At 71.0% G+C, this 20,491-nt stretch carries 15 protein-coding genes; 8 read left to right on the top strand and 7 right to left on the bottom strand.

All coding sequences use genetic code 11. The annotated features are described in order from the left end of the window. Positions 1-575 precede the first annotated feature (575 nt). Positions 576-2,048, bottom strand: a complete 1,473-nt coding sequence (locus ACFWY5_RS36105; protein WP_379637339.1) for a phosphodiester glycosidase family protein — start codon at positions 2,046-2,048, stop codon at positions 576-578. 246 nt (positions 2,049-2,294) lie between these two features. Between ACFWY5_RS36105 and ACFWY5_RS36100 the strand changes: the two genes are divergently transcribed. Both ACFWY5_RS36100 and trpS read left to right on the top strand, forming a co-directional pair. After that, the gene (locus ACFWY5_RS36100; protein ID WP_379620467.1) at positions 2,295-2,444 is read left to right on the top strand and encodes a hypothetical protein; all 150 of its coding nucleotides are present in this window, start codon (positions 2,295-2,297) and stop codon (positions 2,442-2,444) included. Between the two features lie 182 nt (positions 2,445-2,626). Further along, on the top strand, positions 2,627-3,589 hold the full coding sequence (trpS, locus tag ACFWY5_RS36095) for a tryptophan--tRNA ligase (RefSeq protein ID WP_379637337.1): 963 nt from the start codon (positions 2,627-2,629) through the stop codon (positions 3,587-3,589). 288 nt (positions 3,590-3,877) lie between these two features. Here trpS and ACFWY5_RS36090 read toward each other — a convergent pair whose 3' ends face one another. The 4 genes from ACFWY5_RS36090 to ACFWY5_RS36075 form a co-directional block, all read right to left on the bottom strand. Further along, complete coding sequence (locus ACFWY5_RS36090; protein WP_184967307.1) at positions 3,878-4,252, bottom strand: cupin domain-containing protein; 375 nt, start codon at positions 4,250-4,252, stop codon at positions 3,878-3,880. Between the two features lie 23 nt (positions 4,253-4,275). Continuing rightward, complete coding sequence (locus ACFWY5_RS36085; protein WP_379620472.1) at positions 4,276-5,892, bottom strand: PucR family transcriptional regulator; 1,617 nt, start codon at positions 5,890-5,892, stop codon at positions 4,276-4,278. A 101-nt stretch (positions 5,893-5,993) separates the two neighbouring features. Beyond that, positions 5,994-7,601 (bottom strand): AMP-binding protein, encoded by a 1,608-nt coding sequence (locus tag ACFWY5_RS36080; RefSeq protein ID WP_379637335.1) that lies wholly within the window; start codon positions 7,599-7,601, stop codon positions 5,994-5,996. Positions 7,602-7,614: 13 nt separating this feature from the next. Next, positions 7,615-8,316, bottom strand: coding sequence for a TetR/AcrR family transcriptional regulator (locus ACFWY5_RS36075; RefSeq protein WP_379620476.1), 702 nt, complete (start codon positions 8,314-8,316; stop codon positions 7,615-7,617). A gap of 55 nt (positions 8,317-8,371) precedes the next feature. Between ACFWY5_RS36075 and ACFWY5_RS36070 the strand changes: the two genes are divergently transcribed. After that, positions 8,372-9,832, top strand: coding sequence for an MFS transporter (locus ACFWY5_RS36070; RefSeq protein WP_379637333.1), 1,461 nt, complete (start codon positions 8,372-8,374; stop codon positions 9,830-9,832). On the opposite strand, the gene ACFWY5_RS36065 is transcribed toward ACFWY5_RS36070, so the two are convergent. Beyond that, the gene (locus tag ACFWY5_RS36065) at positions 9,829-10,533 is read right to left on the bottom strand and encodes an alternative oxidase (protein ID WP_379637330.1); all 705 of its coding nucleotides are present in this window, start codon (positions 10,531-10,533) and stop codon (positions 9,829-9,831) included. The genes ACFWY5_RS36070 and ACFWY5_RS36065 overlap by 4 nt on opposite strands. A gap of 239 nt (positions 10,534-10,772) precedes the next feature. Here ACFWY5_RS36065 and ACFWY5_RS36060 point away from each other — a divergent pair, with 239 nt between their 5' ends. Further along, complete coding sequence (locus ACFWY5_RS36060) at positions 10,773-11,663, top strand: DUF6531 domain-containing protein (RefSeq protein ID WP_379637328.1); 891 nt, start codon at positions 10,773-10,775, stop codon at positions 11,661-11,663. On the opposite strand, the gene ACFWY5_RS36055 is transcribed toward ACFWY5_RS36060, so the two are convergent. Next, the gene (locus tag ACFWY5_RS36055; RefSeq protein WP_379637326.1) at positions 11,636-15,016 is read right to left on the bottom strand and encodes an FHA domain-containing protein; all 3,381 of its coding nucleotides are present in this window, start codon (positions 15,014-15,016) and stop codon (positions 11,636-11,638) included. The genes ACFWY5_RS36060 and ACFWY5_RS36055 overlap by 28 nt on opposite strands. A gap of 149 nt (positions 15,017-15,165) precedes the next feature. Here ACFWY5_RS36055 and ACFWY5_RS36050 point away from each other — a divergent pair, with 149 nt between their 5' ends. From ACFWY5_RS36050 to ACFWY5_RS36035, 4 genes are all read left to right on the top strand, one after another. After that, positions 15,166-16,440, top strand: coding sequence for an aspartate aminotransferase family protein (locus ACFWY5_RS36050; RefSeq protein ID WP_379637324.1), 1,275 nt, complete (start codon positions 15,166-15,168; stop codon positions 16,438-16,440). Further along, on the top strand, positions 16,427-17,932 hold the full coding sequence (locus ACFWY5_RS36045; protein ID WP_379637322.1) for a CoA-acylating methylmalonate-semialdehyde dehydrogenase: 1,506 nt from the start codon (positions 16,427-16,429) through the stop codon (positions 17,930-17,932). The genes ACFWY5_RS36050 and ACFWY5_RS36045 overlap by 14 nt, the downstream gene beginning before the upstream one ends. Before the next feature lie 66 nt (positions 17,933-17,998). After that, on the top strand, positions 17,999-19,123 hold the full coding sequence (locus ACFWY5_RS36040) for an extracellular solute-binding protein (protein WP_379620490.1): 1,125 nt from the start codon (positions 17,999-18,001) through the stop codon (positions 19,121-19,123). Between the two features lie 160 nt (positions 19,124-19,283). Continuing rightward, positions 19,284-20,489, top strand: coding sequence for a saccharopine dehydrogenase family protein (locus ACFWY5_RS36035; protein ID WP_379637320.1), 1,206 nt, complete (start codon positions 19,284-19,286; stop codon positions 20,487-20,489). The last annotated feature ends 2 nt before the right edge of the window (positions 20,490-20,491 follow it).

The raw sequence follows: 20,491 nt of genomic DNA, 5'->3' as shown, positions 1-20,491 counted from the left end.
AACCCGGAAGTTAAGCTTCCCAGCGCCGATGGTACTGCACTCGGGAGGGTGTGGGAGAGTAGGTCACCGCCGCACAAAAACATGCAAGAGGAGAAGGGGCCCGACCGATCCGGTCGGGCCCCTTTTTCGCGTTCCGAAGGGGCTGTCCCGCCGTCGCGGGGTGGCCCCCTTTTCGCGTTCCCCCGAGGCGCTGGGTTTCCCCGAGGCGCTGGCGACGGCTCACCGCCCCCACCCTGCACCGGCGGGGGCTTACCGCCTCCCACCCTGCACCGGCAAGGGCTTGCAGCCCCTCCCCGCCCGCCTCGCCTCCCACCCGCCTCCCATCCGCGTCGCCCTCCTCGACGCTTGTCAAGCGCCGGTGCGGCGAGCACTCTCCGCGGACGTGAACGGCGCAACGTGCACGGCGCTCAGCTCCGTCCCGCCGCTTGTCTGGCACCGGTGCGGTGAAAGGCTGAGCGGGCGTGTTCGGCGCAACGTGGACGGGCTACCAAGGCACGACCACGCGTGGCTCGTGTGTTGCTGGGTTGGAGCGAGGGTGGGGGGCGCCCGGTGGGTGGTTGGGCGCCCCCTTCTGGCTACTTGGGGAGGACTAGCAGGGCGTCGCCCACGGCTCGTTCGGCGCCGTCCGAAGGCTTGTTGACGACCTTGTTCTTTACGACCATCGCCGTAGAACCGCCTCCGTCCAGGTTGATTGCCTGGACGGCGCCCAGCCAGCGCATCAGCTGGGCTGCCTCCAGCATGTTGGCCCCCACGGTCTCGCCGGGCTTGCGGCCGTCCACGGTGGCGAGGATCAGGCTGCCGTTTCTGGTGACGCCGGCGAGGGTACGCGGGTGCCGGCGGAGGATCATGTTGACCGAGTCGTGCCCGTCGCGCTTGGCCATGACCTTGACCCGGCCGTTGCGGACGAGGCCGACGCCGCCGGCGACCACGTTCAGGTTGGGGGTGAGGGCCAGGCGCTTGCCGGTGCGCAGGTCCACCAGCTTGGTGTCGATCTTGACGGTCCAGCCGTCCATGGCGTGCTGGCCCAGCCATTCGGCCGCCGCGCCCGCACCGTGCAGGACTCGGTGGCCGGCCGGGACCGCGGCGCCTGCGGCGCGTACGGCGACCACCTTGCCGTTGGCGTCCAGGACGACGTCGGTGCCGCCGTCGGCGGGGGTCTTGGCGCCCCATTCCTCCGTGTAAAGGACTAGTTCGTCGACCGCGGTGGGGCGGTTGATGCCGTTGACGTTGAGGGCCTGGCCGTCCTGGGACACGGAAGTGATGGTGGACTTCAGCTCGGTGATGCTGGCCTTGCGGCCTCTCAGGACGATGGCGGCGCGGCCGGGGACGGGTTCGCTCAGGAGCTTGCCCGCCACCACCGAAGCGCCGAGGGGGTCTCCGCGCAGCGCCTTCGAGGCGTGGATGTTGAAGAAGCCGCCGTTGATCGCGGCCAGGGCGCCTGCCGCCTTGGCCATGGCGGAGGTCGTCTCACGCTTGGCGACGCTGGTGCCGAGGCTGGCGCCGTACGAGCCGCGGAACTTCTTTGCGTCGATCATGAGGACGTTCATGTTCCACGGGCCGGTCGTGTCGACGCCGTCGTCGCCGAGGTAGTCGACCTTGGACTTGATGCCCGCGTCCTTCAGGGCCTTGACGGTCTCTTCCGCCTTCTTCTTGTCCTGCAAGGACCAGAGGCCGACCCGGACCATGAAGATCTCCTGGGCCGGGGCGTCGGCCACGGCGGGGCGGATGAACTGCTGGACGCTGGGGATCTGGCCGGCGGCCTCGACCTCGGCGGCCTTGGCATCGGCGGTCGCGCGGGTGCCGTAGTCGCGGCCGCTGGGCATGATCACGCTGACGCTGTAGCCCTGGGTGGCGGTGCCGGCCCGGACCTTGTACATGTCGATGCCACCGGCGACCGCTTTCTGCGTCTTGGTCGGTACGGTGGCCGTTCCCAAGGGGAACTTGGAGGAGGGGAACGTCACCGCCAGCTCCTTGGCGGCGACTGGCACGGTGGCAGCCGTGATCGCGGTGGCCAGGGACAGGCCGACGACGAGGGTGCGTCGAGACATCAAAAGACTCCAGGGTGCCGATAACAATCCGGACTATCCTGGCGCTCCCGCTTGGCCGGGGTGTGGGAACACGCCCGTGGTTACGAGATTGACATCAGCAACTAGCGAAAGGGCCCATGCCTGCGGCGATTGAATGGTCAATATGGGGGAGTACATGGGATTCTGCTGCGCCACAGGACCGGCCGGGGTTACCTTTCGGTAGGCCGTATTTCGAGCGGCACGAACTTTCCCCGAGAGGCAGCCGTTATGGGGCTGAGCATCCTCCTTGTGATCTTCGCGAGCGTCGTTCTGGGCTTCATCCTGGGCGCGTTCGTGGCGCGTCCCCGTCGGTGGGATCTGTACATCTGCGCAGACGACACCATCCACGCCGACATGTCGCACGATCACCGCAGGTAGTCACGAGCCGGCGCAAGCCGTACAGAATCTGGGTCCTGTACGGCTTGCGCCTACAATGGAGTCATGACCCGAATCAGCATGTGGTGGCGGCCGCCCGGCGGCCGCTGACCTTCGCATGCGAAAAGGCCGTCCCCAGGACGGCCTTTTGTGGTGTCTGGGGACGTCCGGAAAGGAATCCCAGAATGAACCACGTCGTGTTGACCGGCGATCGGCCGACCGGTCCGCTCCATCTCGGTCACTACTTCGGCTCGCTCGCCAATCGGGTGGAGCTGCAGCATCGGCACCGGATGTACGTGCTCGTCGCCGACTATCAGGTGATCACCGACCGTGACCTGCCCGGGGAGGTCCAGCGCAACATCACGGAGCTGCTGCTCGACTATCTCGCGATCGGGCTCGACCCGGCCAAGGTGACGATCTTCCAGCACAGCGCGGTGCCGGAGCTGAACCAGTTGCTGCTGCCGTTCCTGAGCCTGGTGTCGATGGCCGAACTGCAGCGGAACCCGACAGTCAAGGACGAGATCCTGCACAGTTCGCAGAGCGCGGTGAGTGGGCTGATGTTCACCTATCCGGTGCATCAGGCGGCCGACATCCTGTTCTGCAAGGGCACGCTGGTGCCGGTCGGCCGGGACCAGTTGCCGCACGTGGAGGTGACGCGGCTCGTGGCGCGGCGCTTCAACGAGCGGTATGGGATGGTTTTTCCCGTTCCGGAGGCGATGATGGGCGCGCAGCCCAGCCTCAAGGGGCTCGACGGCGGCAAGATGAGCAAGAGCCGGGGCAACTCCATCCCGCTCAAGGCCACCGAGGACGAGACGGCCGCGCTGATCCGCCGCGCGGTCACCGACGCCGACCGGCGCATCACGTTCGACGAGGAACGGCGGCCGGGGGTTTCTGGCCTGCTCACGCTGGCCGGGCTGTGCCAGGACCGCCCGCCGCGGGAACTCGCCGAGGAGATCGGGGACGGCGGCGCCGCCCGCCTCAAGTCCGTCACCACGGACGCGGTCAACGACTTCCTGCGCCCGATCAGGAAGCGCCGCGCCGACCTGGACGAGGGGGCCGTGCGGGCGGTCCTGCGCGAGGGCAACGCCACGGCCCGCGAGCGCGCCACCCACACCCTTGAGGAGGTACGGCAGGCTATGGGCTTCTGAAGGACCCTGTGCCCTGTCCGAAACCCTGAGGGTAAACGCCCACCGGCGGTGAAGGCCGCCGGAATCCCCCTTGCCGGTGGTGGAAGGCGGCAATCAGGGCAAAGGTGCGAAGGGCGGCTAAGGGGTGATGTCGCGGGAGGTGGCAAGGGGCGTCAGCCGGGAGTTGGTCCGAGGTGCTGGGCGGGGAGGTGGCGCGAGGGTGGCCAGGGGGCCGGGCCTGGGGGTGGCTTGGGGGTCAGGCTCGGGGCTGGGCCGGGAGGTGGGAAGGGGGTGGGGGAGTCTGGTGGGTTAGCGGGATTGGTAGACCTTGCGGAGGGTTTCGTGGACGATCCACGTGGTCTTCGCGCCGTCTGCCAGCAATGCCACATCCCCCGGCCCCACCTCGATCGTGGTTCCGCCCTCGACCGCGATCGTCGCCCGCCCCGACAACACCACGAACATCTCGTCCGTCTCCACGTCGGTGACCACGCCGGGTGTGATCTCCCAGATGCCGCGTCCGTTGCCGAGGTCCATGGAGGAGGTGGCGGGGTCGCCGGCGACGATCTGGTCGGGGTGGAGTTCGTCGGGCGTCAGCCGTACCTCGTGGACGGGGACGGCGAACGCGCCCGCGGTGGCGAGCATGGGGCCCAGCGCGGCGGGCTCGGGCACGAAGAGGTCAGGCATGAACGTCCTTGGTCCGGTTTGCTTCAGCGATTCTCGCGACGGAATGACTCCAGCGCCAGCAACGCCACGTGCAGCGACAGGCACGACTCGACATCGTCCAGGTCGGTGTCCAGGATGCGCTCCAGCCGGCGCAGCCGATCGTAGAACGCGGGCCTGGACAGGTGGGCTTTCTGGGCGGCGACCGCCTTGTTGCGGCCGGCGTCCAGGTAGATGCGCAGGATTCTGGTGAGGTCGCCGCCGCGCTGGGCGTCGTGGGCCAGGAGCGCGCCGAGTTCGCGTTCGGCGAAGGTCTGCATTCTGGCGTCGTCGCGCAGCAGGTGGAGCAGGCCGCGCAGGCGCAGATCGGGCAGCCGGTAGTAGGCGCGGCCGTCGGGCTGGCGAACGGCGACGTCGGCCACCTGTTCGGCCTCTAAAAAGCTGCGCCGCACGTCGCGGATCGACTCGACGACGGAACCCGCCGCGAGGACGAAGGCGGAGCCGGGCTTCCACAGCATGCGCAGCCGGTCGGCGAGCGTGGTCAGCGCGGGTTCCGCGTGGGTACGTGGCGGCAGCGGCAGCAGGACGCCGACCCGGTCCTGGTCGAGGGCGCCGACCAGCGCGGGCAGCCGGGCGTCGCGGCAGGCGGCGGCGGTGGCCTCGGCCAGTTCGCCGAGCTGGGCCTGGCCGTCGAGTGCCTGGTCGACGGGTTCGGTCGGCCGGATGACGACGCTGATCAGCTTGCGGCCGGTGAGCGGGACGCCGACGGCGCGGGCGCGGGCGGCGGCCTCGTCGGGGTCGGAGTAGGCGTGGGTGAGGATGCCGGTGATGATCGTGCCGTGGGCCTGGCGTTCGAGGGATTCCTGGTGGCGTTCGAGGAGGCGGCCGAGGGCGAGGGTGGTGGCGGCGCGTTCGGCCAGCACCATGTCGCGCGGTCCGGGCGGTACGTCGCAGAGCAGGATCAGCCGGCCCCAGTCCTGGCCGCGGGCGCCGACGGTGGTGACCAGCCAGCCGGAGGCGGGGTCGTAGGCGGTCCGGTCGGCGGGGGCCACGGCGCGCGACCTGGTCTCCCAGCCGGCGAGCAGCGCGCCGATGTCGCGGCCGGCGGACTCGCAGGCGAGCACCTGGTGGGCGAGGTTCTCCAGGAGGACGGGCCGGTTCGACAGCCGCGCGACCTGGGCGAGCACGTCGGCCGGCGAGGCGCCTTCGACCGACAGCTCGGTGAACACCTCGTGCAGCTGCTCGGAGGCGCGCAGCTCCTCCAGCTGGTTGTCGATGATCCAGGCGTGCACCGACTCGGTGATCTGCACGAACGGCGTCTCGCGGGTCAGCACGATCACCGGCAGCCCGTGCTCCTCGGCGGACTTGATCACGGCTCGGGGCAGTTCGCGGACGAACCGGCGGCCGAGCTCGACGACCAGCCCCGACGCGCCGACCTGGGCGAGCTCGGCGATGTAGTCGGCGAGCTTCTCGGGGTCGTCGGGCAGGGCCACGCCCGTGGTGAGGACGAGTTCGCCACCGCGCAGCAGGTGCGCGATGTCGGCGATCTCCCCGACGTGCACCCACCGCACCTTGGTGTCGAGCCGATCGGCCCCGGCGACCACACGCGGGTTCCCCCGGCGTACGGTCTCCAAGGCCAGGACATCGGCGAGAGTGGGCAGCACGGCCCGAGCCTATCCGATCAGCCTGTAATTATGGACACCTGGACCCTTACAAGATGCTATAGGGGAAATGGTGCTCTTCCTGGGATTTGTCCGTCAGGCGGTTAACGGAAGGACTCCTCGGTGAACTCCCGATCCGCCGCCTGCTCGCGCAGCTCGACCCGGCGGATCTTGCCGGAGATCGTCTTGGGCAGCTCGCCGAACTCCAGCCGCCTGATCCGCTTGTAGGGCGCCAGTTCCCGCCGCGAGTGCTCGAAGATCGCCCGCGCGGTCTCCTCCGTCGGCTCGTACCCGGGCGCGAGGGTCACATAGGCCTTCGGTACGGCCAGCCGTACCGGATCGGGGGCGGGCACCACCGCGGCCTCCGCGACCGCTTCGTGCTCCAGCAGCACGCTCTCCAGCTCGAACGGCGAGATGCGATAGTCCGAGGCCTTGAACACGTCGTCGGTGCGCCCGACATAGGTGATGTAGCCGTCGGCGTCCCGGGTGGCCACGTCGCCGGTGTGGTAGTAGCCGTCGGCGGTGCCCGGGTCCTGGCCGACGTAGCGGGTCATCAGGCCGAGCGGGCGGCGCTCGTCCAGGGGCAGGCAGATCTCGCCGTCGGCGCCCGGCTCGCCAGTGACCGGGTCGAGCAGGACCACGTCGTAGCCGGGCAGCGCGCGGCCCATCGAGCCGGGCTTGACCGGTACGCCGGGTACGTTGCCGATCTGGGCGGTCGTCTCGGTCTGGCCGTAGCCGTCGCGGATGGTCAGGCCCCACGCCTTGGCGACCTGGTCGATGATCTCCGGGTTGAGCGGCTCGCCCGCGGCGACGGCCGTACGCAGGGAGAGCTGCCACGCGGCGAGGTCCTCCTGGATGAGCATGCGCCACACCGTCGGCGGCGCGCAGAACGTCGTCACCCGCTCGTCACGCAGCACTTCGAGCAGCGCCTGCGCGGAGAAACGCTGGTAGTCGTGGACCAGCACGGTCGCCCCCGCGTTCCACGGCGCGAAGACGTTGCTCCAGGCGTGCTTGGCCCAGCCCGGCGAGGAGATGTTGAGGTGCACGTCGCCGGGCCGCAGCCCGATCCAGAACATCGTGGACAGGTGCCCGGCCGGGTAGGAGGCGTGCGTGTGCTCGACCAGTTTGGGCTGCGAGGTCGTGCCCGAGGTGAAGTAGAGCAGCATGGTGTCGCTCGCGAGCGTCGGCCCGTCGGGGGTGAAGTCCGGCTCGCCGTAGGAGTAGGTCCGCCAGCCGTCGGCCGCGCCGACGGAGATCTTCGTGTACGCCTCGCTGGTGAACTTCTCCGCGTCGGCGGCATTGGCGATGACATGCGCCACGCCGCCCCGGGCGACCCGCTCCTCGATGTCCTTGGCGGTCAGCAGCGTGGTGGCCGGGATGACGACCGCGCCAAGCTTGATCGCGGCCAGCATCGACTCCCACAGCTCCGCCTGGTTGCCCAGCATGAGCAGGATCCGGTCGCCGCGCCGTACCCCGGCCGAGCGCAGCCCGTTGGCCACCCGGTTGGAGCGTTCTGACAGCTCGGCGAAGGTGTAGGAGACCTTGCCGACGATGTTCAGGGCGACCGCGTCCGGCGACTCGGCCGCCAGTACGCCGTCGAACCAGTCCAGCGCCCAGTTGAACTCCGGAAGGTCGGGCCAGCGGAAGTCGCGGCGGGCGGTGTCGTAGTCGGACTGGAGCAGCAGGTCGCGCGCGGCTCGGAAATCGCTCATGACCGGAATCCTGCTACGTGACCAGGCGCGCCTCAAGACCGTCGAGCACCGTGTACAGGCCGAAGTCGAAACTCATCGCGCGGATCTCCTGGGGGTCGTGGGCCTGCATGTCCTTGACGAGTGCCTGCATCTCCGGGTAGCCGGCCACCGCGGCCACCACGGCCTGGCGCATGCCGTCCATGTCGGGCTGCCGCTCGTTGATGTACTCGTTCCAGACCGCCTCGGGGATCGTCATACCGAAGACGTAGCTGGTGAGGGTGCTCGCCGCGTAGTCGATCTCCAGGCCTCTGAAGCCCGCCTGGGTGAAGGCCTTGCGCAGCCGGTCGGTGACGCGCAGCGCGTTGGGGCCGATGGCCGGCAGGCGGCCGATGAGGCGGGCCGCCCAGGGATGCCGGAGGATGGCCTGCCGCATGCCCTTGCCGAACGTGGCGGCGGAGTAGCGCCAGCTGATCTGGTCCGGGTCGGCCACCTCCATGTCCGCCCAGATCTCGTCGTAGGCGAGCTCCATGAGCTCGTCCTTGTTGGCGACGTACCAGTAGATGCTGGTCGCCCCGGCGTCGAGCTTGGCGCCCAGCTTGCGCATGCTGAGCCCGTCGGTGCCTTCGGCGTCGAGGAGTTCCAGGGCGGCGCGGACGATCTGCTCGCGGCTCAGGCCGGGCGAGGACCTCGGCGAGCGTGGTTCGCGGGTCCAGACGGAGGTGAACTGCTTGGTCACCACTCCAGGATAAATGCTCTCGCACACTGTGCGAGAAGTGTCGTACAGTGTGCGAGTGGAATCGAACACTGTGCGAGACCCCCGCCGCTGGTGGACTCTCGCTGTACTCTGCCTGGCCACGCTCGTGCTGGCCGTCGACGGGACCGTGCTGAACCTGGCCATCCCGACCCTCGTGCGGGATCTGGGCGCGACGCCCTCCGAGATCCAGTGGATCCTGGACGCCTACGTGCTGGTCTTCGCCGGGTTGCTGCTCACCGCCGGAAGCCTGTCCGACCGTTTCGGCCGCAGGAAGATGCTGGTCATCGGCCTCGCGTTGTTCGGCGGCGCCTCCGCCCTCGCGATCCTGGTGAGCGAGCCGTGGCACCTCATCGCCATGCGGACGCTCATGGGCGTTGGCGGATCGGTGCTCATGCCCTCGACCCTGTCCATCCTCATCACCGTCTTCGACGCGGAGGAACGCCGCAAGGCCATGGCCGCCTGGGGCGCCACGTCGATGATCGGCGTCGTGGCCGGGCCCACGCTGGGCGGCCTCATGCTGGAGAACTGGGGCTGGGCCTCGGTCTTCCTCATCAACGTGCCGATCGCGGTGCTGGCGATCATCGCCGCGATCGTCCTCATGCCCGAGTCGAAGGCCCCGGCCCGCAAGATCGACCCGGTCGGCGTGGTCCTGTCCGTCGTCGGCCTCACCTCGGCCGTCTACGTCATCATCGAGCGGGAGTGGAACGTCGTCGCGATCGCCCTGGCCGTGCTCGCGCTCGCCGCCTTCTTCGTCTGGGAGCGGCGCTCCGACCATCCGATGATGCCGCTGGAACTGTTCAGGCAGCGCAACTTCAGCGGCGCTTCCTTCTCGATCCTGCTCATGTCCTTCGGGGCGGGCGCGCTGATGCTCATGCTCACGCAGTATCTGCAGTTCGTCCTCGGGTACGGGGCCATGCAGGCGGGGCTGGCGCTGGTGCCGTACGTGATCGCGGCGACCGTCTTCAACGCGGCCGGCGCGGCTCTGGGGCAGCGGGTGAGCAACCGGGCGCTCATCTCCTCGGGGCTGCTCGTGCTCGCCGCCGGGTTCGTCATCCTCGCGGTCACCACCGGGTACGGGCCCATGCTGGCCGGCCTCGTGGTCATGGGCATCGGCGGCGGCCTGGCCGGTCCGGCGGCCTACGCGACGCTCATGGGCGCGATCCCGGTGGAGCACGCCGGTGTCGGCTCGGCCATGAACGACACCGTCCAGCAGGTCGGCATGGCCCTCAGCATCGCCGTGCTCGGCAGCGTCCTGGCCGGGGTGTACACCTCAGCGATGCCGGAGAGCGCGCCCGCCCAGGCCAGGGCGTCGATCGGCGAGGCGCTCAGGATGGGCGGCTGGGAAGGCCCCGCCCGCGAGGCCTTCACCACCGCGATGCACGTCGGATCCTGGATCGGCGCGGTCTTCTGCCTCCTGGCCGCCGTGCTCGCGCTCGCGGTCCTGCGTACGCCCGCTCCCAAGCGGGCGGAGCAGTCCGTCGAGGCGGCCATCGGTTAGGCCGCCACGCGCGGCTCGCGCATGTTCTCCAGGCTGTCGAGCTTGTGCACCCGCTCGTCGTGGCCGATCTGGCGCAGCAGGTCGGCCACCGAGCGGTAGCGGCCGTACTCGTCGGCGTAGGTGCCGGGGTCGGGCACGAACTCCAGGTCCGGGTTCTCGGCCACGAACGTCATGTACTCGTGCTCGGCGTGGTCCTCGAACTCGGCGTTCAGCCGGTAGCTCCAGTCGGGCCTGACCAGGAACAGCATCCACGAGACGTGGTAGTAGAACAGTGCGATCAGCCACGGCGCCGCGCGGTGCAGCAGCCAGTTGCGCTTGAGCCCCTGCCGGTCGATCAGGTCTTCCATGATCAGCAGGTGGAACTGCTCGTTGTCCTGGTCGGAGCGGGCCTCGACGATCCGCTCGAAGACCCGTCTGGCCAGCCCGGAGCGGGTGCGGTGACGGTGGACCGCCCAGTAGCCCATGCGCTCCCACGCCTGGTACGGCACGCGGGCGATGATCTCGAGCATGGCGAACTTGGTGAACGAGCCTTCCTTGCCGTACATGATGTCGACCGGCTTGAACATCATCTTGGCCAGCAGGCTGTACTTCATGCGCGGGGTGTCCAGCGTCTCCTGCTGGGCGCGGCGCAACTGGTCGCGGTCGAGCTTCGGCGGGCCGGGGTGGACGTCAGGGCGGGTAAGCGTGGCGGTGTTCGTCATCGGATCTCCTTGTTCGTGGTGATGATCCGATAGTGGGTGATCGGCCCCCTTCCGGTCGTCGGCCCGCAGGCGGCTCTTGCCGTGCCTCAGCCGCGGTAGTGGGTGGCGGCGGCGTACACCGACAGGTGCACGGGATTCCCCCTAGGGGGCCCGGAAAAATCTTGCTCGGGAATTGAACCGCCGGGTGGGCGGGGTGCGTACAACGGGGCAGCCGAATTCCGTTCTGGGGGGGATGGTCCATGGGTGCGCGGGAGGCGGTCGCATCGGGGGCTGGATCGGACCGCGCGTCCGCACACGCCGGACCGATCCACTACGCGACCGGCACGGTGATCCTGCCGCAGCACGACCTGGACCTGCCCGGACCGCCCGCGCTGGAACTGCGGCGCGTGCACCGGTCCGGTCACGGGGACGGACGGTGGTTCGGCCCGGCGTGGACCTCCACCTTCGACCAGCGGGCGGAGGTTCACGCCGACGGCGTGCACGTGTTCGCCGCCGACGGCGCCGCGCGCCTGTTCCCGCATCCCGGCGACGGGTCCGTGGCCGCCTGCCCGCCGCCGGGCGAGCGCGCCGGGCGCGCCCGCCTGAGCAGGATCCGGTACGGCTACGCCGTCACCGACCCCGGCACCGGCCTGACCACGCACTACACCGGCGCCGGTGACCGCCTCCCGCTGACCGCGGTGGACGGCCCTGACGGCGGCCGGATCGAGCTGCGCCACGGCCCGGACGGCGCCCCGGCCGAGGTGGTGAACGCCGCGGGCCGCGCCCTGGACGTCGAGACCGCCGCGGGCCGCGTCGTCGCGATCCGGCGGCGCAACGAGCTCCTGGCCGCCTACACCTACGACCGGGCGGGCAACCTGACGGAGGCCGCCTGCCCGGGACTGGTACGGCACTTCGCGTACGACCGGGCCGGCCGCGTCACCGAATGGGACGACGGCCACCGGCACGCCTACACCTACGACGCCCTCGGCCGGTGCGTACACGCGTCCGGCCCCCAGGAGCTCGCGCTGGAGTACGAGTCACGCGGCACCTCGGTCAGGGACGCCGACGGCAACCACACCGTCTACCTGTACGACGGGCTGTCGCAGCTTGTCGAGCGCATCGACTACGCGCTCGACCCACGCGCGAGCTGAACCAGCACGGTCCGCCCGGACACCGACAGGTAGCCGCGCCCCGGCGGACCGGGGACGTGCTCGTCGTTCTCCAGCACGAGCCCGTGGATCAGCGCGGCGGCCCGGTCGCGGGGGTTCAGCACGATGCGGGCGCCGGACCTGAACACCTCGGTCACGACCGGCGCCAGTGGGTGCGGCCGTCCCTCCAGGATCGGCGTGGCGTCTCCCGCCAGGACCAGGACGTGCGCGCCCAGGCTGGAGGCGGTCTCGTCGAGGAGTGTGGGCCGGTCGGCGGCGGTGACGGTCACCTGGTCGAAGTCGTCCACCACCACGGCGAACCGCTGCCGCCCCGCCACCGCCGCGCGCAGTTCCCCGTCGGCGAAGGCCGTGCCGGTGAGGACCCGCGCCCCGGCCAGCGCCGCGACGGGCGAGCCGGGCGGGGCGATCACCAGGACGTCCACGCCCCGCTCCAGCAGGGCCCCGGCCAGCAGGAGCGCGGCGCCGCTGCGGCCGGAGCCCGGCGGGCCGGAGACCAGGACGGCGTGCGGCCCGGCGCCGAGCGGGTCCAGACCGATCGTGGTCACGTCCTGTCCGCCCATGCCGATCGCGAGCCCCGTGACCAGGCCGAGCTCGCCCGGCTCCACGCTGCCGGGCATCGGCGGGAACGGCCGCGCGGCCGTCAACGGCGTGCGCGGCAGCGCCGGGACGGCGATCTGGACCACCTGGCCGGTGGCCGCGTCGGCCGCCCTGCCCGGCGGCCCGTGCCCGAGCAGCAGCCGGCGGGAGAACAGCACGTTGTCGCGCCGGCCCGCGGCGACCGTGTGGATGCCGGCCGCCGGGCCCCTGGTGACCAGGCGGCGCAGGATCCTCATCAGCGATCGCGCGTCGGGCCGCTCGAAGCGCTCCCAGCCGTCGACCACCAGGACGATCACCGGATCGCCCGGCCCGGCGGCCAGGCGGCGCTCGGCCTCGCCCGCGAGCCAGGTGATGACGCGGCGGATCCGGTCCGGCTCGCCGCGGGAGACGACGGCTCCGCAGTGGGCGGTGTAGGCGGCCAGCTCGCCGGGCTTGTCCTCGATCGCGTAGATCCAGGCGGGGTGCCGGGTCAGGGCGCTGATGAGCGTGCGGGCGAAGGTGGTACGGCCGGATCCGGCGCGGCCCGCTACCAGCAGCCGGTCCGTGCCGCGCAGGTCGAACGCCGCCACGGGCTGGGCCTGGTGGGCGGGGTCGTCGGCCAGGCCGTAGGGCACCACCTGGGTGTTACGCGGCGCGGGGGGAGGCGGTAGCCGTACCGGATCGTGGAGGAGCTCGGGGAGCGGCGGCGGGATGGGGCGGAACGGCGGCCGGGTGCCGCGGCGCTCGGCCGCGCCGAGGATCGCCGCGAGGGTGGACTCCAGGTCGGTGGGCGTGCCGGCGGGCGGATCGGCGGGGCGGGGGTCGCCGAGCTCGGCCCAGGACACCACGCGCACGCGGGCGGGAGCGCCCCACGCGGGCGGGGGGTCGCCGAGCCCGCCGGTCCTGAACAGGTGTGGCTCGCCGCCCGGCCGCATGATCATGCCGAGGCCGCGGCTGCGGGAGGTGAGCGCCGTGACCAGCACCAGGTGCATGCCGAGCTGGGCGTTCTCCACCGGCTGCGGTGGCGCGTGGTCCTCCTCGGCGATCACCACCAGGCGGGGCGGCGGGGCGGCGTGCGCGGCCAGGAGCGCGGTGCGCCGCTGCGCCTCGGCCGTCAGGGCCGTGCTCATGCGCGGCTCCCAGGCCGGGAACCACCCGGTCACGTGCGGGCAGGTCGCGAACGGGCGCAGGCTCTCGCCGACCAGGACGAGGGCGAGCGCGTCCGGCGGATTGGCCAGGAGCAGCGCGGCGACGAGGGCGCGCGCGAGGTCCGGCCCGGCGCCGCCCAGGCGCAGGCGGGACTCGGCGGCGACGTCCACGCTGACGGTCCCGGCCACCGCCGCGCCGACCACCACCTTGGTCACCGGCGCGTCCGACCAGCGCACGGCGGGCGTCTGCATGCCGAGCAGGTCCAGCAGCCGCGCGGGCGAGTCGGGCTCGGCGCGGTCGCGCAGCGGCGCCAGCGCGCGGGCGATGCGCTCGGCCGACTCCGTGTCCACGTACTCGGGCCGGATCGGCGCGGGCAGGCCGTCGCCAGGCCGGGTGAGCAGCAGGTCGGTGCCGTCGAGCTCGCAGATGGCCCGGCACTCGCTCATGCCACGGCGATCGGCGCAGATCGTGTACACGCCGGCGGCGGGGCCGTCGCGCAGCACCTCGCGCAGGCCCGGCAGTTCCCGCAGCGAGCGCGCGCCGTCGAGCAGCACGACCACCTCCTCGCCCTCCGGCGGGTCGGCGATCAGCGCCAGGAGTTCGGCCACGCGCTCGGCCCGCGTCTCCTCGGTGGTACCGATCAGGCACGGCACCCGCCCGCCGCCGCGCAGGTGCGGCAGCCAGCGCGTCCAGGCCAGATGCTCGCCGCCCTCCTCGGCCAGGATCACCAGCCGCAGCTCGGCGGGGGCGCGCAGGGTGGCGAGCTGCACCAGCAGCCAGCGCACCAGCCCGTCGGCCGGCGGGCGCGGCCCCACGACGCCGAGCACGCCGGCCTCCCGCAGGTCCACGGCAGCCGGTACGGCGGGCTCACCCGTGACCCCCACCCGGAGCATGAGCCCGTCGGGGGAGGCGGCGTCGCGCGACCACAACCCCGGTCCCTCCCGCAGCGCGGCCAGGGTCAGGTCCAGCTCGTCGGGCACGTGATCGGATGCCGTTCCCTGCTCCCGGCGGGCGAGCGCGCGGTCGAAGGCGATCATGCCGTCGGCCCCGCGTACGGCATGCGGCCGGGCGGCCGGCAACGGCACCCAGCGCAGCAGATCGTCGCCCACCTGGAGAACCTCACCCGGCCGCAGCGGGGCCGAGCCGCTCACCTGCTCGCCCCCCACCAGCGTGCCGTTGGTGGAGCCCAGGTCGGTGACGGTGAGCTCGCCGGTCACGCTCACCTCAAGGCGGACGTGGAGCCGGGAGACCCGGTGGTCGCGCACGAGGCGGACGGCGGCGTCGCGATCCCTGCCCACGACGTGCGCGCCGGGCGAGAGCCAGACGAGCCGCCCGGCGTCGGGGCCGCCGACCACCCGCAGACCGCCCGTGGCCCCCGCGGGTCTGGCCCGCTCGTCGCGGGCCGGCTCGCCCACGCCGACCACCATTCCGGACACCAGCGGCCCGTCGGCGAAGGTGGCCTCGGGATCGAGCTTGGCGGAACCGGCGTAACAGGGCCGCGGCGGCAGCGCGCCGAGCAGTGTCGAGAGCTTCGTGCCCGGCTCGGCCGCCACTTCGAGGTCGTGCTCGGCGGTCAGTTCGGGGTCGCGGACGGTCAGTCGTATGATCATCGAACCCTCGCAGGGCGGGGACCTCAAGCGTGCCTCGCGAAGTGCCCTTCTGTCCCGGCTTCCGCAGGGTTACGACATGTAAGGCATCCGGCCTGCACTCCGACATGTTGCAGGTGTAAGGTGCTCCGGAATGCGGCGATACTCGGAACATGTCGGAGCTTCTCGCGCGCCACCGGGCAGTGATGCCCAACTGGTTGGCCCTCAATTACCACGAGCCCATCGAGATTGTCAGCGGCAAGGGCAGCCGCGTCGTCGACAGCGACGGCAAAAGCTACCTGGACTTCTTCGTCGGCATCCTGACCAACATGATCGGATACGACGTCCCCGAGGTACGCGAGGCCGTCGAGCGGCAACTGGCCACCGGTGTCGTCCACACGAGCACCGTCTACCTGCTGCGCGGCCAGGTCGAGCTGGCCGAGAAGATCGCCCGGCTCTCCGGCATCCCCGACGCGAAGGTCTTCTTCACCAACTCCGGCACCGAGGCCAACGAGACCGCCCTCCTCCTGGCCACCTACGCCCGCAAGAGCGACCAGGTCCTGGCCATGCGCCAGAGCTATCACGGCCGCAGCTTCGGCGCGGTCAGCGTCACCAGCAACCGCACCTGGAAGAACAACTCGCTCTCGCCGCTCAACGTGCACTTCCTGCACGGCGCCGACCGGCACCTGTCGCAGTTCAAGGGCCTGTCGGACGCCGACTACATCAAGGTGTGCGTCGAAGACCTGCGCCACGTGCTGGCCACCGGCGTCTCCAAGGACGTCGCCGCGCTGATCGCCGAGCCGATCCAGGGTGTCGGCGGCTTCACGATGGCGCCCGACGGGCTGTTCGCCGCCTACAAGGAGGTACTCGACGAGGAGGGCATCCTGCTCATCTCCGACGAGGTGCAGACCGGCTGGGGGCGTACCGGCAGCGCGTTCTTCGGCATCCAGAACCACGGCGTGACGCCCGACATGATGACGTTCGCCAAGGGCCTCGGCAACGGCTTCGCCGTCGGCGGCCTGGTCGCCCGCGGCGACCTCATGGACAGCCTGCACGCGGTCGGCCTGTCCACCTTCGGCGGCAACCCGATCTCCATGGCCGCCGCCAACGCCACCCTCGACTACGTACTCGACCACGACCTGCAGGCCAACGCCGCCCGCACCGGAGCGCACATCATCGACGGGCTGCGCGCGGCCGCCGAGCGGCTGCCGATCGTCACCGGCGTGCGCGGCAAGGGCCTGATGTTCGCCATCGAGCTGGCCGAGCCCGCGATGACCGGCCGCTTCATGGAGCTCACCAAGCAGGCGGGCCTGCTCGCGGGCAAGGGCGGCCTGTACGGCACCGCCATCCGCATGGCCCCGCCGCTCACCCTGACGATGGACGAGGCCGCCGAAGGCCTGGGCATCATCGTCGACGCTCTGGAGACCATCAACGATGAAGTCCGTTAAGCACTGGATCAACGGCGCGCTCGCCGACGGCGGCAGCCGTGCCCAGGAGATCTACAACCCGGCGACCGGCGAGGTCAGCGGGACCGTCGCGATGGCCACGGCCGCGGACGTGGACGCGGCGGTCGCCGCGGCCCTCGCGGCCTTCCCGGCCTGGCGTGACTCCTCGCTGGTCAAGCGGTCGCAGGTGCTGTTCCGCTTCCGCGAGCTGATGTACGCCCACCGCGACGAGATCGCGGCGCTCATCTCCGCCGAGCACGGCAAGGTGCACTCCGACGCGCTCGGCGAGGTGTCGCGCGGCCTGGAGGTCGTGGAGTTCGCCTGCGGCATCCCGCACCTGCTCAAGGGCGGCTTCTCCGAGGGCGTCTCGACGCGGGTCGACTCCTACTCGATCCGGCAGCCGCTCGGCGTCGTGGCGGGGATCACGCCGTTCAACTTCCCGGCGATGGTGCCGATGTGGATGTACCCGATCGCGATCGCGTGCGGGAACGCCTTCATCCTCAAGCCGTCGGAGAAGGACCCGTCGGCCTCGCTGCTGATGGCGCGGCTGTGGCAGGAGGCCGGGCTGCCCGACGGCGTCTTCAACGTCGTCCAGGGCGACAAGGCCGCCGTCGACCGGCTGCTGGAGCACCCGGACGTGAAGGCGGTCTCGTTCGTCGGCTCCACGCCGATCGCCCGCTACGTCTACGAGACCGGCACCGCGCACGGCAAGCGCGTCCAGGCGCTGGGCGGGGCCAAGAACCACATGCTGGTGCTGCCCGACGCCGACCTCGACCTGGTGGCCGACTCGGCGGTCTCGGCCGGGTTCGGCTCGGCGGGCGAGCGCTGCATGGCGATCTCGGTCGTGCTGGCCGTGGACCCGGTCGGCGACGACCTGGTCAAGAAGATCGTCGAGCGGGTGGACAAGCTCGTGATCGGCCCCGGCGACGACCCACGCTCGGAGATGGGCCCGCTGGTGACCGGTCCGCACCGCGACAAGGTCGCCTCCTACCTGGACCTCGGCGTCTCCGAGGGCGCCACGCTGGTCGTGGACGGGCGGCGGACGGAGGTGCTCGGCGGCACGCCGGCGGCCGAGACGCCCGGATTCTGGCTCGGCCCGACCGTGCTCGACAACGTTCCCGCCGGTTCGCGGGTCCACACCGAGGAGATCTTCGGCCCGGTGCTGTCGATCGTGCGCGTCTCCTCCTACGAGGAGGGGCTTGAGCTGATCAACGGGCTCGAGTTCGGCAACGGCACCGCCGTCTTCACCAACGACGGCGGCGCCGCGCGGCGCTTCCAGAACGAGGTGGAGGTCGGCATGGTCGGCATCAACGTGCCGATCCCGGTGCCGATGGCGTTCTACAGCTTCGGCGGCTGGAAGTCGTCGTTGTTCGGCGACACGCACGTGCACGGCACCGAGGGCGTGCACTTCTACACCCGCGGCAAGGTCGTCACCTCGCGCTGGCTCGACCCGTCCCACGGCGGCGTGAACCTGGGCTTCCCGACGAACAGGTGACACCCTCCCGTTGCGGTCTGCCCGGGTAAACTCCAGCGCAGACCGCAACGAGAAGGGGGCATCCTGTTGAACCGCCGCACACCCGCCCTGGCGCTGGCGGCGCTGGCCGTGGTGGTGTCCTCGGCAGGTGCCGCACAGGCGAACCCCATCCCCAAACCCACTCCGTCCACCGCCAAGCCGACGCCCACCCCCACCCAGAGCGACGGCACGCTCCAGATCCTCACCTACCGCGGCTACGCCGAGTACGGCGGCACGAGCCCCAAGGTCAACTGGACCGGCACCTTCGAGAAGGCCACCGGCTGCCGCATCGCCAGGCTCGACCAGGTCCAGACCCCCGGGGAGATGGCCACCCGGCTCAGGGAACGCCCCTACGACGTGGTCTCGGCCGGTCCCGGGCTGGCCGGGAGCCTCATCGCGGACAAGCAGGTGCTGCCGATCGAGCTGGCCAAGGTCGACGGGTACGCCGAGCTGGGCAAGTCGCTGCGCGACCTCACCACCTCCGGCGGCAAGGTGTACGGCGTGCCGTACCTGTGGGGCTCTCACGAGTACCTCTACGACGCGAGCCGGATCAAGGCGCCCGGCATGGACCAGGTCTTCGCCTCGCCCAAGGCGGCGTTCAGGGACGACCCGCTGACGATCGCGGACGCGGCTCTGGCGGCCGGGAAGTCCGGCAGTCCGTTCTCGCTGACCGAGGCCGAGCTGGACAAGGCGATGGAGATGCTCGGGCGGCAGGACGAGCGCGTCTACTGGGACGACCCGCTGGACGTGGTGACCGGGTTCGCGACTGGGCGGCTGGACTTCGCGCAGGCCACGCCGTACCTGCGGCTGGTGTTGCAGACGGCGGGCAAGCCGGTGAAGACGGTGCCGTCCGCGCGGAGCACGGGGTGGGTGGACTCGTGGATGCTGGGCGCGTCCGGGGCGAATCTCGACTGCGCCTACCGGTGGCTGAGCTGGACGGCTTCGGCCGATACGCAGCGTGCCGCGGCGGCGTGGGCAGGGCTGGCCCCGGCCAACGACAAGGCGTGCAAGGGGAAGGCCAGGCGGGTCTGCGAGGCGTACGGGGTGGGCAAGAAGTCGCGGTTCGACCGGATCGCCTTTGCCGTTCGGCCACCGGGGGATTGCCGTCCGCAGGAGCGGGAATGCACTGACTACGACACCTGGGAAGACAGGTGGACCGATCTTGTGAGCTGAGCGGGTGATGTCGGGGGCCCGCTCGCACATGCTGCGGGCGTGCCCGTCCCCCCGCTGGGCATCGCCTGCCTGAGGCGTCCCGGGCGTTCCCCCCGACCCGGGACGCCTCCCTTTTGCCCCTGCGATTGACTGAATAGCCAGTCAGTGAAAGAGTTCGGGCATGAGAATCCTCCTTGTCGGCGCCGGAGGCGTCGGATCCGCTGTCGTGCCCATCGCGGCCCGCCGAGATTTCTTCCAACACATCGTGGTGGCCGACTCCAAACAGGACCGGGCCGCGCGAGCGGTCGCCCAGGTCGACGACGCCCGGTTCAGCGCCATCCAGCTCGACGCCGCCGACCGGGCCCAGGTCGCCGAGGCGCTGCGGGCCCACGACTGCGACGTGCTGTTCAACGCCGTCGATCCGCGCTTCACGATGCCGCTGTTCGAGGCGGCGCTGGAGGCCGGGGCGCACTACCTCGACATGGCGATGTCGCTGTCGCAGCCGCATCCGCGCGAGCCGTACAGCAAGACGGGGGTGAAGCTCGGCGACCGGCAGTTCGAGCTCGACCCGCGCTGGCGCGAGGGCGGGCAGCTCGCGCTGGTCGGGATGGGGGTGGAGCCGGGGCTGGCCGACGTGTTCGCCCGCTATGCCGCCGACCACCTGTTCGCGCGCATCGACGAGATCGGCGTGCGGGACGGCTCCAACCTGGTCGTGGACGGTTACGACTTCGCGCCGACGTTCTCGATCTGGACCACGATCGAGGAGTGCCTCAATCCGCCCGTCGTCTGGGAGGACGGCGAATGGCGCACGACCGAGCCGTTCAGCGAGCCGGAGGTGTTCGACTTCCCCGAGGGCATCGGGCCGGTCGAGTGCGTCAACGTCGAGCACGAAGAGGTGCTGCTCGTGCCGCGCTGGATCGACGCGCGGCGGGTGACGTTCAAGTACGGGCTCGGCGAGGAGTTCATCGGCGTGCTCAAGACCCTGCACAAGCTGGGGCTCGACAGCGCCGACAAGGTGAGGGTGGGCACGGCCGAGGTCGCGCCGCGCGACCTCGTGGCCGCGAGCCTGCCCGACCCGGCCACACTGGGCTCGCGCATGCGCGGCAAGACCTGCGCGGGGACGTGGGTGAAGGGCACGGGCAAGGACGGCGCGCCGCGCGAGGTGTACCTGTACCACGTGGTGGACAACGAGTGGTCGATGCGCGAGTACGGCTCGCAGGCCGTCGTCTGGCAGACCGCCATCCACCCGGTCGTCGCGCTGGAACTGCTGGCCGGCGGCGCCTGGAAGGGGACGGGCGTGCTCGGTCCCGAGGCGTTCGACGCGGTGCCGTTCCTCGACCTGCTCACGGAGTACGGCTCGCCGTGGGGGATGCGTCAGGCGGCCTGAGG

Origin of the sequence: Nonomuraea sp. NPDC059007, assembly GCF_042740555.1 — a bacterium.
Taxonomy (GTDB): Bacteria; Actinomycetota; Actinomycetes; order Streptosporangiales; family Streptosporangiaceae; genus Nonomuraea.
This window is presented reverse-complemented; position numbering and strand designations above follow the sequence as displayed.